Origin of the sequence: Vreelandella hamiltonii (assembly GCF_014651795.1) — a bacterium.
Taxonomy (GTDB): domain Bacteria; phylum Pseudomonadota; class Gammaproteobacteria; order Pseudomonadales; family Halomonadaceae; genus Vreelandella; species Vreelandella hamiltonii.
In genome coordinates, this window is the sequence record NZ_BMXO01000007.1 from 58,588 (window position 1) to 73,244 (window position 14,657).

The 14,657-nt window shown below is 62.9% G+C and carries 14 protein-coding genes; 7 read left to right on the top strand and 7 right to left on the bottom strand.

Annotated elements, in window-relative coordinates:
• The first annotated feature begins 10 nt into the window (after positions 1-10).
• Genes cheB through IE061_RS08965 form a run of 7 tightly spaced genes read left to right on the top strand, consistent with a single transcriptional unit; the run spans position 11 to position 7,566 of the window.
• Complete coding sequence (gene cheB, locus IE061_RS08935; protein WP_193461445.1) at positions 11-1,075, top strand: chemotaxis-specific protein-glutamate methyltransferase CheB; 1,065 nt, start codon at positions 11-13, stop codon at positions 1,073-1,075.
• The gene (locus IE061_RS08940; protein WP_016915137.1) at positions 1,072-2,448 is read left to right on the top strand and encodes a CheR family methyltransferase; all 1,377 of its coding nucleotides are present in this window, start codon (positions 1,072-1,074) and stop codon (positions 2,446-2,448) included. Before cheB ends, IE061_RS08940 begins: the two co-directional genes overlap by 4 nt.
• Positions 2,448-4,589, top strand: coding sequence for a hybrid sensor histidine kinase/response regulator (locus tag IE061_RS08945; protein ID WP_016915138.1), 2,142 nt, complete (start codon positions 2,448-2,450; stop codon positions 4,587-4,589). Before IE061_RS08940 ends, IE061_RS08945 begins: the two co-directional genes overlap by 1 nt.
• A 26-nt stretch (positions 4,590-4,615) precedes the next feature.
• Entirely contained in the window at positions 4,616-4,972 is a 357-nt protein-coding gene (locus IE061_RS08950; protein ID WP_016915139.1) for a response regulator, read from the top strand.
• Positions 4,973-4,976: 4 nt separating this feature from the next.
• Positions 4,977-6,656: a diguanylate cyclase gene (locus tag IE061_RS08955; RefSeq protein ID WP_016915140.1), complete on the top strand. Its 1,680-nt coding sequence runs from the start codon at positions 4,977-4,979 to the stop codon at positions 6,654-6,656.
• Positions 6,628-7,164, top strand: coding sequence for a chemotaxis protein CheW (locus tag IE061_RS08960; protein WP_016915141.1), 537 nt, complete (start codon positions 6,628-6,630; stop codon positions 7,162-7,164). The genes IE061_RS08955 and IE061_RS08960 overlap by 29 nt, the downstream gene beginning before the upstream one ends.
• A gap of 3 nt (positions 7,165-7,167) precedes the next feature.
• The gene (locus IE061_RS08965) at positions 7,168-7,566 is read left to right on the top strand and encodes a hypothetical protein (protein ID WP_016915142.1); all 399 of its coding nucleotides are present in this window, start codon (positions 7,168-7,170) and stop codon (positions 7,564-7,566) included.
• Here IE061_RS08965 and IE061_RS08970 read toward each other — a convergent pair.
• From IE061_RS08970 to IE061_RS09000, 7 genes are all read right to left on the bottom strand, one after another.
• Positions 7,549-8,781: a molybdopterin molybdotransferase MoeA gene (locus IE061_RS08970; RefSeq protein ID WP_016915143.1), complete on the bottom strand. Its 1,233-nt coding sequence runs from the start codon at positions 8,779-8,781 to the stop codon at positions 7,549-7,551. The two genes, IE061_RS08965 and IE061_RS08970, sit on opposite strands and share 18 nt — an antisense overlap.
• Positions 8,774-9,292, bottom strand: a complete 519-nt coding sequence (gene moaB, locus IE061_RS08975; protein ID WP_016915144.1) for a molybdenum cofactor biosynthesis protein B — start codon at positions 9,290-9,292, stop codon at positions 8,774-8,776. The genes IE061_RS08970 and moaB overlap by 8 nt, the downstream gene beginning before the upstream one ends.
• Before the next feature lie 5 nt (positions 9,293-9,297).
• On the bottom strand, positions 9,298-9,642 hold the full coding sequence (locus IE061_RS08980) for a DUF1244 domain-containing protein (protein WP_016915145.1): 345 nt from the start codon (positions 9,640-9,642) through the stop codon (positions 9,298-9,300).
• Positions 9,643-9,742: 100 nt separating this feature from the next.
• Positions 9,743-10,846 carry a formate dehydrogenase subunit gamma gene (locus tag IE061_RS08985; RefSeq protein WP_193461446.1) on the bottom strand — a complete coding sequence of 368 codons (1,104 nt, stop codon included), beginning with the start codon at positions 10,844-10,846 and terminating at the stop codon, positions 9,743-9,745.
• Positions 10,847-10,857: 11 nt separating this feature from the next.
• Positions 10,858-11,472: a formate dehydrogenase FDH3 subunit beta gene (gene fdh3B, locus IE061_RS08990; protein ID WP_016915147.1), complete on the bottom strand. Its 615-nt coding sequence runs from the start codon at positions 11,470-11,472 to the stop codon at positions 10,858-10,860.
• Positions 11,473-11,542: 70 nt separating this feature from the next.
• Positions 11,543-14,395, bottom strand: a complete 2,853-nt coding sequence (locus IE061_RS08995) for a molybdopterin-dependent oxidoreductase (RefSeq protein WP_016915148.1) — start codon at positions 14,393-14,395, stop codon at positions 11,543-11,545.
• A gap of 23 nt (positions 14,396-14,418) precedes the next feature.
• On the bottom strand, positions 14,419-14,622 hold the full coding sequence (locus IE061_RS09000; protein WP_016915149.1) for a twin-arginine translocation signal domain-containing protein: 204 nt from the start codon (positions 14,620-14,622) through the stop codon (positions 14,419-14,421).
• Between the last annotated feature and the right edge of the window lie 35 nt (positions 14,623-14,657).

Consider the following 14,657-nt stretch of genomic DNA (forward strand, 5'->3'; position numbering starts at 1 on the left):
GAGGCGCTTCATGAGTGTAATCCGGGTGGTCATGGCCGACGACAGCCCGCTCGCCAGGGAGATACTGCGCGACCTTCTCACCTGTGAGGGCGATATCGACATCGTGGGCGAAGCCAGCAACGGCAAGGAGGCCGTCGAGCTGGCCAAGCGGCTAGCACCCCAGTTGATCACCATGGACCTCAACATGCCGGTCATGGATGGACTGAGTGCCATCGAAGAGATCATGCACACCAAGGGCGTGCCGATTCTCGTCATCAGTGACCGTGCGGATGCCCAGAGTGCCTACAAGGCGCTGGAAGTGGGGGCGCTGGAAGTGATGCCCAAGCCTACCCTGGATGACGCCACCGGGGAGTGGCTGCGCGCTCGAGTTCGCCTGCTGGCGGGGGTCGCGGTCATTACGCGGCTACGCCGTCGAGTGCCTGCAACACCCCCTCAAGCGCTCTTGATACAGAGCTCCCCGCCCCCTCAGGCCTGTGCCACACGCGACTTTCAGCGGGTCGTGGTCATTGCCTGCTCTACGGGCGGCCCCCAGGCACTGGCACGCCTGCTCAGCAAGCTGCCCAGCGACTTTCCCGTGCCGATTCTGATAGCTCAGCACATCAGCCATGGGTTCATCGAAGGCATGGCCACCTGGCTTGGCTCGCTGTGCCCCCTGCCGGTGAGCGTGGCCAAAGAGGGGGAACGTCTCGAATCGGGCCATGTTTACCTGTCACCGTCAGAGCGTAACCTGAGCGTGACGCCTGAACACTGTGTGCGACTGGTGCAGAGCCCACCCGATGCCTTGTATCACCCCAGCTGCGATGTGCTGATGCGCAGCGCCGCGGATGTCTATGGTGCGGATACCATCGGCGTGATTTTGACGGGCATGGGCAGAGACGGCGTCAGCGGTATGCGTGCCATCCAGCAAGCAGGCGGCATCACCCTGGCACAGGACGAAGCCAGCTCCGTGATTTATGGCATGAACCAGGAAGCCATCAATGCTGGCGCCATACAGCACATCATCGGCCTTGACGACCTCCCCGCACGCTTGCTGCGTTTGGTGAGCACGGCCACACCTCGGCAGATCTCCCCATGACCACCCTCGCCGCTTTCAAGCAGCTGGTGCACCAGCGCTGCGGGCTCTCTCTGGAAGGCCTGGCAGAGTCGCGTCTGGAGCGTGCCATCGAGCAGCTTTGCCGCGCTCAGGCAACCCAGGACCCCGCGACCCTGCTGGGCAGGCTCACCCGAGACTCAGCGCTGTTTGATCATTTCATCAGCCAGCTCACCGTCAACGAAACCTACTTCTTTCGTGAGGTAGAAGCCCTGCAGTGGCTCGTCGATGAACACCTGCCTCGTCAATTGGCCACTCAGGGTGGGCCACTGCGGCTACTGAGTGCAGGATGCTCTTCAGGAGAGGAGCCTTACAGCCTGGCCATGCTGTTGATGGAAGCGTACGGCGAACGTGCCAAGGCGCTGTTCCGCATCACCGGCGGCGACGTGGATCAACAGGTGCTGCACAAGGCCAGAGCCGGGAGCTACAGCGGCATGGCGTTTCGTGCTCTGCACCCCGCCCTCAAGGCCCGTTACTTCACCCCGGCGGGGCGCGCCCATCAACTGGTGCCCGCATTGACCGAATGGGTCACGTTCTGCCCCTTCAACTTGCTCGACGCAGACCACCAGGCACTGGGCGGCCCCTTCGATGTGATTCTGTTCCGTAACGTATCGATCTATTTCGATGAAGCCACCCGCCGCGACATCCAGCAGCGCTTGAAGCAGCTGCTGGCGCCACAGGGCATCTTGCTGTGCGGGGTCACGGAAACGCTGGGGAACGACTTGGGCATCCTGTCGTTACAAGAGGAGCAAGGGGTCTTTTATTTTCAGCCCCCTGGCGTCGAACGCGCAAACCATCCACTGCGTTTCACGAGTGCTCCAGAGCCCACTCCCATCACGAGGGAAGCCGCCCCCAGTGAGGCCATCGACATACCGCCTTCGCCACCTGTAGCGGCCGATACTCATGATAGCCCCCGCGAGCCTGCCAGGCGTGAAGAGACGCTGCAGCAGGCCCATGAGCTGCTCGATAACAACCAGTTCGAAGCGGCCTTGCAACTCATCCGCCCGCTGCTGGAGCAGGACCCGTGGTGTGTAGATGCCCTGCTGCTTTCCGGGCTAGCAGTGCGCTGGCTGCAGCGGCCTCAGCAGGCCTACGATTTCTTCAAGCGAGCGCTGTACGTCGCCCCGGAGTGCTGGCCGGCGCACTTCTATCAGGCGGAACTGCTGCGTCAGGGCGAGCTGCCGGACAACCCCGTTCAGCGCCAGCGAGGCTATGCCGCCGTGGTACGCCTGCTGGAAACCACGCCCCAGGCCAGCGGTGCGCTGCAGGTCATCCAGCCGCCGCTGGCCCCCGGCGATGCCTGTTTTCTGGCCAAACGCTATTTGGGTGAGCACACCGCCATACAGGGAGTTGGCTAATGGCACTGGATATGCGTCGTTTCATACAGCGGTTCGTGGAAGAAGCCGCCGACCACTTGCCGCGCCTGCGAGAGGGGGTCCATACCCTGGCGCAGGACGCCATCGGCAACGCGTCTGGTGCGGCGGGCAAGGAGCACGTCAATGAGCTGTTTCGGTCGGCGCACACGCTCAAGGGCTCTTCCAGAATGCTCAAGCTGGCGCCGATCACGGCCCTCGCCCATAGCATGGAAGAGCTGCTGAGTGCCTTTCGCGAGGGCAGCGTTGCGCCTACGGCTGCTTCCCTGGACCTGCTGAATCAGGCCATCGATGCGTTGGACGATCAGGTCGGCCAGCTGGCGCAGGGAGCAGCCCCCGACGCACTGGCCGACGCAGACCCCGCGCTCTGCCAGGCGCTGGAGTCGGCGGCAGGCGCCCCATCGGCAGACGCGCCCTCAGCAACGCCCGCGGTGCAGAAGGCGCTGCCTTCTACCACCGCTTCCGAACAGGCTCCAGCGGCCACGAAGCCCTCATCGGCGTCGTTGGCCTTGAGCGATACGGTGCGGGTCCGTCTCGACCGGCTGGACGACGTGATTCGCCTGATGGGCGAAGTACTGTCGGGCCATCACCACCTGCATGGTCTGGTCGAACAGGCGCGCCAGCTCGGCCTGTCTCTGCCCGCCCAGCATCAAGCCGAGTTTCACGATTTTCAGCGCGAGTTCAAAGACAGCGTGCTGAGCCACGACGCCCTGATGAGCGATCTTCATGACCGTGCCTTGCAGATGCGCATGCTGCCCCTGAGCGTCGTCTTCGACCCACTGGCACAAATGACCCGTGAGCTGGCGCAATCACTGGGCAAGCAGGTGGAGTGCCGCGTTCGGGGGAGCGCCATCGAGCTGGACCGCCAGATGATCGACCGCCTCTCCGACCCTCTGATTCACCTGCTGCGCAACGCTCTGGATCATGGCCTCGAGCGCCCGGAGCAGCGCCAGGCTGCAGGTAAGCCACCGCGTGGCCAGCTCAGCCTGGAAGCCAGGCAGGATGGTGGCTGGGTCGTGGTGGAGATGCGTGACGACGGAGCCGGGATCGATCTGGCGGCCGTGCGCCAGAAAGCGCTTGCCAGGCAGTTGCTCGATGAAGGTCAGCTGGCCTTGCTGAGCGAGCAGGAAACGCTGGAACTGATCCTGCTGCCCGGCTTTTCCACCAAGAGCCTGATCACCGATTTTTCGGGTCGCGGTGTCGGTATGGACGTGGTCAAGCGGACGGTGGTCGATGAGCTCAATGGCGACCTGAACGTCACCAGCGCGCTGGGCAAAGGCACCCACTTTTCGCTGCGCCTCCCCCTTTCATTGGCGCTGATGCGGGTGTTACTGGTGGAGGTCAGTGGCGTAACACTGGGCGTCACCGCCCCCCATGTGGCCGAGTTGCTGGAGCGCTCCCCCGAGGAATTCATCGACGCAGCAGGCCAGACCACGCTGATTCTGCGCAACGAGTTCGTACCGGTGGTTGCCCTCGCCACCTTGCTCGACCTGCCCGCTGCGCCGCCCGCAGGGGACAAGGTGCTATTGCTGGTCGTGCATCAACGTCAGCAAAAGCTGGCGCTGATCATCGATGCGCTGGTGGACGAGCGCGATATGGTCATCAAGCCGCTGCCCAACCACCTTCGCTATTTGCCGCTGGTGTCGGGCATGGTGTCGCTGGGGCGCAATACGCTGGCCAGCCTGCTGCATGTGCCCGCGCTACTGGAGCGCTCCCGCCACTCGTCACTTCGCCAAGCCGCCCAGCTCCCCTCCGATGCAACACGCCATCACATTCTGGTGGTCGATGACTCGCTGAACACTCGTGAGATCGAAAAGGATGTGCTGGAGGCCTGGGGCTATCAGGTCACCCTGGCCGAGAATGGCCGCGATGGCTTGAACAAGGCGTTGGCCGACACCTTTGACGCGGTCCTGACGGACGTTGAAATGCCCGTCATGGACGGCTTTGCGCTAACGGCCCGTCTGCGCGAAAATGACGCCTATCGTCACAAGCCGATCATCATCACGTCTCGCGAGAAAGAGGCCGACCGGCGGCGCGGCATCGAAGTAGGTGCTGATGCCTATATCGTCAAGGGCAGCTTTGACCAAAACAATTTAGTGGAAACCCTGAAGGCCCTGCTAAGCTAGGTTTCCCCACCAGATAGAGAATGATCATGCGAATACTGGTCGTAGACGACGACCCACTAGCTGGGGAAATGACCGCTGCGCTGCTGGAGTTTCAAGGCCATGAGACGGTACTGGCCGAGGACGCCATGGAGGCCATGCGCCAGCTGGAAGCGCACAAGGATGTCGCGCTGATCGTTAGCGACATGCACATGCCGCTGGTGAGCGGCGTCGAGTTACTGGAAATGCTCCGCGAGCAGCAGGTGCACCTGCCGTTCATCCTGCTCACCGGCGACACGCCAACAGCGGCCTTGATGCAGACACCCGGCCTGAGCGCCTGTCTGCAAAAAGATGCCGAGCTAGACACGACGCTGGGGCAGGCCGTTGCCCAGGCCTTCAACAGGTAGCCCGATGTCCTCATCGCTGCACGACAAGCTGAGCCAGCTGCGCCAACGGTTCATTAGCCAATTACCAGGCCGCCTCCAGCAAACTGAGGAGCAGTGGCAAAAGAGCCGCTCCTCCGCCGAGGAAGAAGCAAAGCTGGCCCCGGAGCTGCACCGCTTTTTTCATAGCCTGAAAGGGACGGGGCGCTCGTTGGGGTTCGAGCGCATTGCGCTGCTGGCCGACCAGGGCGAGGCCGCGCTCAGCGAGGCATCATTGCAGGAAGCGCTGATCGTCCAGATACTCGCACAGCTGGCCGAAGAGCAGCAGCGTCTGCAATCACTGGCGGGGCAGCAGAAAGCCCTGGCAGCGCATCAAAGCGTGGAGTTCTCTCCGACACCTGAACAAACCCGCAGCAAGCGCCAGCGGCTGATTTACCTTTGCGATGACGAACCCGACCAGGTCAGCCAACTGCTGCACCATTTGCGCTGCTTCGGGCACGAAGTAGTGCACTTCGACACCACCGATGCCTTTTTCAACGCCGTCATCACGCGCCGTCCGGATGCCATCATCATGGACGTGCAGTTCCCTCAGGGGCAAACCGCAGGTACCGAAACGCTCACCAGCTTGAACAAGCTCACCGGCGAACGGTTACCCTCCATCGTACTGTCGGCTCACGGCGATTTTCTATCGCGTCTGAGCGCCGTGCGCGCAGGCTGCAATGGCTATTTCACCAAGCCCGTGAAACCCCTTGACCTGATGCTGGCCGTGGATGAGCTGACCACCCCTGTCGAAGACGAGCCGCTACGTGTCATGGTGGTCGATGACGAGCCGGAAGTGGCCGCTTACCATGCGCTACTGCTGGAAGAGGCGGGCATGGTGGTGCAACAGGTGAACCACCCCGCCGACGCACTGAGCGCGCTTGAACGTTTCAGCCCTGATCTGCTGCTGGTGGATGTCTACATGCCGGTGTGCTCCGGTGAAGAGCTGGCCAACATCATCCGCCAGCAGCCCGAGTACGTCGGCCTGCCGATCATCTATCTATCCAGCGAGACCGATAGCCAGAAACAGCTGTCTGCCATGACCGCAGGTGTCGAGGCGTTCATCACCAAACCCGTGGTACCCGATGAGCTGGTCTCGGCGGTAAAGCTGCGCGCCGAGCGGCTGCGACTGCTGCGCTCGCTGATGACCCGGGACAGCATGACCGGCCTCTACAACCACAGCACCACCACTGAAATGATCAGCAAGACACTGGCCCAGGCTTACCGGGACAAGACCCGGCATGCCATGGCGATGATCGACATCGACCACTTCAAGGCGGTCAACGATACCCACGGTCACCTGGCAGGGGATCAGGTCATCATCACCCTGGCACGGCTGCTGAAAACACGCTTACGCATGTCGGATATCATTGGTCGCTATGGCGGTGAGGAGTTCGTGGTGCTGCTCAAGGGAATCGACGACCAGCGGGCAGGCGAGCTGATCGACGAGCTGCGGCGTGACTTCGAACAGGTGGACTTTCACGCGGGTGGCGAACGCTTCCGCTGCACTTTCAGCGTCGGGATCAGCAGTTTCCCTGAACATCCCTCTACCGAATCGCTACGCCTCAGCGCCGATCAGGCGCTCTATCGTGCCAAGCACCAGGGGCGCAACCAGGTGGTCATCAGCACGGAGCAGGATCATGGCGGATTCGCGCCCCGCGGGGCATGAGGCAACAAACCTATCCCTTGAGGATGCCATCCGCGAGGACGATGGCCACATCGTCGATGTGGAGGAGCCCTGCCAGCAGGTGGTGCTGTTCACGCTGTCCGGCCAACCCTATGCGCTACCAGGCACGGCCGTGACGGAAATCCTCAAAGGCGATACGCCGGTCTATTTCGTGCCTGGCCTGCCCTCCTCGACCGAAGGCGTCATCCATCTGCGCGGCACCATCGAGTCGCTGATTCGGCTACAGCCGCTGTTGGGGCTGACCGAGAGCCACGCCGACGGCATGCTGCTGATGGTGCGCAGCGCCGGGATACGTACGGCCGTGCGTATCGACCAGTTGAACGACGTGTGCGACTTACCCCTCAGCGCCTTCAAAGCGCCCCCCGAAACGCTGCCTGACGCACTGCGCCCTTTCGTCAGCGCGCTTTGGCAGCCCGAAGAGGCCCGTGTGGCCACGGCCCTGCTTGACCCCGATGCCCTGCTGAAAGCCTACCAGCAGGGGCTGGGCTGAGCCGTGAACAGCGAGCAAACAGGCCACGATGGCACTCGAACCGTGACCTGCGTGGTCTTTCAGGCAGGCGGTTATCAGGTGGCCATCGACGCGCGCTACGTTCAGCGCATCGATAGCCACTGTTGCCAGCCGCGCCACGCCAGTGTCGACACGCTACTCTTTGATCGCCCCGGCGACTCCAGCCGCTGGCTAACCCTGCGCGACGCCGAAGGCTCGTGGCAGCTGGGCATTGGTTCGGAGAGTCGGCTGGCACGCCTGCCGGTCGCCCAGCTGCATTCGCTGCCTCCCCTGATCGCCGCCCGCTCGGGCATGCCCGCGCTGTGCGGGCTGATGCTGGAACAGCAGCGGCTGACCTTGCTGCTGGATGGCCAACGGCTGTCGCCGTCAGTGCTCCAGCCATAGGCAGCGCACGGCGTCCCCTGGGGCTATCTGCTGGTGAGCATCGATGACGGCCAGCGCATCGGCCTCGATACACGAAGAGAGCACCGCCGAGTTCTGGTCTTCAAACGCCACCGCGTAGATTCCCTGAGCGCTAAAGCGCAGCGCCACGCGCATGTAGTGTTGCCGTGGCCCCGTCTCGGTGGTGAACTGCGCCTTCGCGGTGATCTCTGGCAGTGACGCAAGCGCAGGGCGGCCCAACAACGCTCCCATCAGCGGGCGTAAAAAGAGCCAGGCGCCAACGAATCCGGACACCGGATTGCCTGGCAGGCCGACAAAGCGCGCCTCGCCCCCTGCCTCAGCCGGCAGGCGTCCCAGCGCCAGCGGCTTACCGGGGCGAATGGCCAGCTTCCACATATCCAGCTGCCCCAACGACTCCAGCGCAGCCTTGACGTGGTCCTCTTCCCCCACGCTGACACCACCGGTGCTGACCACCACGTCGGCCACGGCCGCCGCCTGTTCGAGAATCTCGACGGTGCGGGCATAGTCGTCGGGAACGCTGACCCGCTGTACGACCTCAGCACCAAAGCGCTCCAGCAAACGCGTCAGCATCGGGCGATTGGAGTTATAGAGCTGGCCAGGCTGCAAGGGCATGCCTGGGTCGACGATCTCGTCGCCGGTGGAGAGCAGCGCCACCCGGGGCCGACGGCGCACGCTGACCTCGGTCACTCCTTGCCCCGCCAGGTGCCCCAGTGCAGCCGCTTCCAGGCGCTGCCCCGCCTTGAGCAGCACGTCTCCACGCTGCACGTCACGCCCCTTGAGCCTGACGTTGTCACCCGCGGGTACGTCATGGGGAATCACCGCGTGGCCGTCGTCCAGGGTGACGCGCTCCTGCATGACCACGCAATCCGCGCCCGCCGGAATCTGGCCCCCGGTAAAGATCCGCGCGCAGCTGCCTTCTGCCAGCGGTTGGGCCAGGCTTCCGGCAGCAATCCGCTGACTGACCGGCAGCCGCTTGCCCGCGTCGCTGGCGCGCAGCGCATAACCATCCATGGCACTGTTATCGAAGGGCGGCACGTCCAGCGTTGCCATCACCGGCTCAGCCAGCACCCGACCCGCCGCCTCTTCAAGCGGCACCTGCTCGGCTGGCAGCGGCACAAGCCCTGCCAGCAGCGCATCGAGAACGGCGCTGATAGGCTGCAGTGGCGGTGGCTGATGTTGTGCGCGTTGCTCAGCCATGCTGCCCCCGGCCGGGAATGACCAGGTTGGCAAAGTTGCAGGGTTTGTGGCGGCTATCCAGCTGCTCGGCCAGAATGCCGTCCCACCCGGTGCGGCAGGCACCGGTGGAGCCCGGCAGGCAAAACACCACCGTGGCGTTGGCAAAACCACCCAGGGCGCGGCTTTGAATGGTGGAGCTGCCGATTTCGTCGCCACTCAGCTGGCGAAAGCGCTCGCCGAACCCCTCGATGCGCTTGTCCAACAGCACCGAGACCGCCTCTGGAGTGGAGTCACGGCCGGTGAAACCGGTACCGCCGGTGGTCAGCACCACCTGCACGCCGGGGTCGGCAATCCACTGGGCCACCACGGCACGAATCTGGTACACGTCGTCCGGCACGATACGCTTGTCGGCCAGCCGGTGCCCCGCTTCGGTCAGCCGCTGAACCAGCGACTGACCCGAGCGGTCGGTCTCTTCGGTGCGGGTGTCCGAGACGGTGAGCACCGCAATATTCAGGGCTTCCATGGCATCCATTGGCGCTACTCCTTGGGCTCGTTCTGTGAAGGGGCTTTCTTGCGCGCCTGGCGAGCCTCGAGTGCCGCCAACTGCTCCGGGGTGGCCTCGCCCTGGTGGTTGGCTTTCCATTCGCTGTAGGGCATGCCATAGACATACTCCCGGGCAGCGTCCATTTCCAGAGGCGTGCCGCGCTCATCGGCTGCGCTGACCAGCCACTTGGAGAGACAGTTACGGCAGAAGTCCGCCAGAATCATCAGGTCGATGTTCTGCACGTCCTTGTTGTCATCCAGGTGCTTAAGCAAGCGACGAAATGCAGCGGCTTCCAGCTCCGTGCGGGTCGCGGTATCCAGTTCATCGAACGTAGCCATGCGGGTTCCTCTTTCAAGACAGGGTTGATATGCAGCATAACAAAAGACACCGCCCGAGGGCGGTGTCAGCGACGATCTTGCGTCATCCTATGGTGGTGCGTCAGCCCGGTTTCGTAGAGGGCTCGCTGCTGTCGCCCGCTTTCTGAGCAGCCACCTCTTCCTCGCTCAGCGACTGCCCCTTGACCTCTTCGTACCACAGGTTGTGGTGCTCCTTGGCCCAGGTTTCGTCTACGTAGCCGGTGGTCATGCCTTCCAGCGACCCTTCGGTCCCTACCGTACCGATGTAGATGTGCCCCAGCGCCACGGCGGTCAAGCCCAGCGCGCCCACGGCATGGATGATGTTGGCCCACTGCATGGTATCGCGGCTCTGCCCGTAGTTCGGGAAGTCGAGTACGAAGCCACTGGCCACCACCAACAGCCCTGCGGTAGCCAGCAGCCAGTACCAGACTTTTTCACCGCCGTTGGCAAAGCCTGCATCCGGGTGGCCTTTACCGACCAGGCCGCCGCCCTGCTTGAACCACTGCAGGTCATGCTTCTTGGGGATATTGTCCTTCAGCAGCTTGACCAGCAGCACGATCAGCAGGATGCCGAACAGTGGCCCCAGATAGTTGTGGAGCACCTTGGAGGCCGCAATCATCCAGGCCCATACCGCGTCGCCAAACAGCGAGCGGAAGACGAACTTGCCATACAGCAGGTTGAGACCGGTCAGCGCCAAGGTGATGAACAGCGTCGCCACCGTCCAGTGCAGCGCGCGCATGAACAGTGGCCAGCGCAGCAGCTTGCGCCCGGTACGTGGCTCATCCAGGTGCTTGCGGCCAATCACCAGATAGAACAGCGTGATCACGCTGGCCATGCCCAAAATGGCAATCAAACCAAACGGCGAGACCCAGCGATTGCGCAGGATCCGCCACGTTTCACCGCTGGCGTTGATCAGGTTGTAGTTGCTGTCGTGACGCGAATCACGATAGTTCGGGCCGGTTTCACCGCTGCGCACCTGGCGCCACTGCTCGGCCGTAATGCCCGGAGCCGCCGTGGTCATCTCCCGTTGCGGGTCTGCCTGGGCCACGGCCAGCTGGCTCACGCCGAGACTGGCCATCAGCAGTAGCAGCATCAGGCACAGGTGCCAGACACGCTTCAGCCCGCGGGCGGCATGCCCGTTGGTCGATGCAGGCATTTCAACGGTGGTCATGGTCATTGGGGTCATGACACGCCTCCTTAGCCTTTACGGGCAGCATCGTAGGCAAGGTTGTCGGTGCTGGCCTGGGGATTGTTCGACCACGCTCCATCCGGGTGGCCACGATGGACGACACGCTGACGGAAGATGTCGGCAACGTCCTGCGCATCACCTGCCAGCAGCGCTTTGGTCGAGCACATCTCGGCGCACAGCGGCAGCTTGCCTTCGGCAATACGGTTGGAACCGTACTTCTGGTACTCCTCTTCCTTGCTCTCTGCCGGGCCGCCTGCGCAGAAGGTGCACTTGTCCATCTTGCCGCGCTCGCCAAAGGCGTTCTGCTTGGGGAACTGCGGGGCACCGAAGGGGCAGGCATACAGGCAGTAGCCGCAGCCGATGCACAGGTCCTTGTCGTGCAGCACGATGCCGTCGTCGGTCTTGTAGAAGCAGTCGGTGGGGCAGACGGCCATGCAAGGGGCGTCGTCACAGTGCATGCAGGCCACCGAAATCGACATTTCGCTGGCTTCACCGTCGTTCAGCGTGACCACGCGGCGGCGCTGAATGCCCCACTCGACGTCGTTGGCATTTTTACAGGCGGTGACGCAGCCGTTGCATTCGATGCAGCGCTCGGCATCACACATGAATTTCATTTGAGCCATGGTGTTCTCCTCTTGCCGATGCGGACGTTGCCGCATCGGCCTGCTGTCTGGTCGGGTCGCGCGTGATCGTTCAAGCGCGCTCAATACGACAAATGGTGCACTTGGTCTCTTGCATCAGTGTCACCGGGTCGTAGCCGTAAGTGGTCGCCGTGTTGGCTGCCTCGCCCTGAACATAGGGTGCCGTGCCTTCCGGGTAGCGATCATGCAGGTTCTCGCCCTGGAAGATGCCGCCAAAGTGGAACGGCATGAAGGCCACCTTGCGATCCACCCTGGGCGTGACCAGAGCTTTCACCTTGACGCGGCCGCCCTCGGCGCCTTCGACCCAGACATCGTCACCGTCACGTACGCCGATATCGTTGGCATCGGCAGGGTTCATCTCGACGAACATTTCCTGCTGCAGCTCCGCCAGCCAGGACATCGAGCGGGTTTCTTCACCCCCGCCTTCGTACTCGACCAGTCGGCCAGACGTCAGAATGATCGGGTAGTCCGCGCTGTTGTCACGCTCCTGAATGGTCTTGTAGAGCGTGGGCAGACGCATGATGGAGTCGAAATCGTCCCAGGTGGGATACCGCTCGACCAGATCACGCCGCGTGGTGTAGAGCGGCTCGCGGTGCTTGGGCACGGCATCCGGGAACGTCCACACAACAGCACGGGCCTTGGCATTACCGTAAGGCGCACAGCCGTGTTCGATGGCCACTCGCTGAATACCGCCGGAGAAGTCGGTTTTCCAGTTTTTACCTTCAGCAGCCTCTTTCTCTTCGGCCGTCAGGTCATCCCACCAGCCCAGGTCTTTCAGCAGCTGGTCGTTGAACTCCGGATAACCGTCATCGATATCGCCGCCCACCGGGGCTGAGCCTTCGGCCAGCAGATTGACACCGTCGCGCTCGATACCAAAGCGGGCGCGGAAGCCCATGCCGCCTTCCATCACGGGCACGCTGGTATCGTAGAGGTTCGGGGAGCCCGGGTGACGGAACTCCGGGGTGCCCCAGCAGGGCCACGGCAAACCGTAGTAGTCGCCATCCGAGGGGCCACCCTGAGCACGCAGATTTTCAAAGCTGAAGGTGTGCCAGTTTTGCTGGTGCTCTTTCAGGCGCTCCGGGCTTTGGCCGGTGTAACCCACCGTCCACATGCCGCGATTGATTTCGCGCAGCACGTCTTCGATCACCGGACGATTACCTTCCATGGCGTAGTTCTTGACGAACTCGTTGCCAAAACCCAGCTTGTTGGCAAACAGGGTCATGATCTCATGGTCGGGCTTGGACTCGAACAGCGGCTCGATGACCTGATCACGCCACTGGATCGAGCGATTGGTGGCGGTGACGCTACCGGTGGTTTCGAACTGGGTGGCGGCAGGCAGCAGGTAGACGCCGTCGGTGCGGTCGTGCATGACGGCCGCGACGGTGGGATACGGGTCGACGATGACCATCATCTCGAGCTTCTGCATGGCCTTTTGCATTTCAACGCCGCGGGTTTGCGAGTTGACCGCGTGGCCCCAGTAGAACATCGCTTTCAGCGCCGTACGCTGGGAGATGTTGTCGTCCTCTTCCAGCACGCCATCGACCCAGCGCGATACGGTGATACCGTTGGTGTACATGGGCTTGCCGTCGGCATACTCGGTGTCGTCGAAGCGACCTTTCAGCCAGTCGTACTCCACGTCCCACACCTTGGCCCAGTGCTGCCAGGCGCCTTCGGCCAGGCCGTAATAGCCAGGCAGCGAGTCGCAGCCCAGGCCCAGGTCAGTGGCACCCTGTACGTTGTCGTGACCACGCAGGATGTTGGCACCACCGCCCGACTTGCCGATGTTGCCCAGTGCCAGCTCCAGGATGCAGTAGGCGCGGGTGTTGTTATTGCCGGTGGTGTGCTGAGTACCGCCCATACACCAGATCACACAGCCCGGACGGTTGTCGGAAAGCCGCTTGGCCACCTCGAACATGTCGGCTTCCGAGACGCCGGTGATGTCTTCCACGACGCTGGGCGGGAACTGGGCGACTTCGGCACGCACTTCATCCATGCCGTAGACGCGCTGGTTGATGTATTCGCGGTCTTCCCAGCCGTTTTCGAAAATGTGCCACAACAGGCCCCAGATGTAGGCCACATCGGAGCCAGGGCGGATGCGCACGTACTTGTTGGCCTTGGCGGCCGTACGCGTGAAGCGCGGATCGGCAACGATGATGTCGCAGCTGTTGCGCTCCTTGGCAATCAGGATGTGCTGCATCGCCACCGGGTGGGCTTCACTGGGGTTGGAGCCGATGAACAGCATGGAGCGGCTGTTGTGCATATCGTTGAGCGAGTTGGTCATCGCCCCGTAGCCCCAGGTATTGGCCACACCCGCTACCGTGGTGGAGTGGCAGATACGCGCCTGGTGGTCGGTGTTGTTGGTGCCCCACATGGAGGCGAGCTTGCGCATCAGATACGCCTGCTCGTTGCTGAACTTGGCCGAGCCCAGCCAGTAGACGCTATCGGGGCCATAGGCGTCCCGCAGTTCCAGCAGCTTGTCGCCGATCTCATTGACGGCGTCGTCCCAGCTCAGGCGCTGCCATTCACCCGCGACCAGCTTCATCGGGTACTTCAGGCGACGCGTGGAGTGGCCGTGCTGGCGCAGAGAGGCGCCTTTCGCACAGTGGGCGCCACGGTTGATCGGGTGGTCGAAGGCTGGCTCCTGCTTGGTCCAGATGCCCTCCTGCACTTCTGCATACACGCCACACCCCACTGAACAGTGGGAGCAGATGGTGCGCTTGGTTTCGACGGGGGAGTCGAGCACCGGGGTCTTGTTCGCCGCTTCGGTGCGCTGCATCATCGGCGCGCCCATGAAACCAACCGCCGCAACACCGGCCGTACCCGCGCCGGTACGCTTGAGGAATTGGCGACGAGAGATACCCAGCCCAGACGCGGCCGGAGCTTGAGTTTTACGAGTTAAGCGCATGGCAAATCTCCTGATGGTCGCCGTCAGTCACGCAGCGAGGCGTAGTAGGCACGAACGTGATCCGTCTCGCGGTAATTCACCGACTGGGCTTCACGCTGGCTGGGCGTCTTGTCGCTCGCCTGTACGAGGGTAACGTGACCGACCGCCGCTGCCGCACCTGCTGCTGCGGTGCCCAGGCCAACGGTCTTCATGAACCGACGCCGTTCAGGGTTATGTGACGTGTGCATAGGGTTCTCCACTGTCATGCTTGTTATGCTTGGGC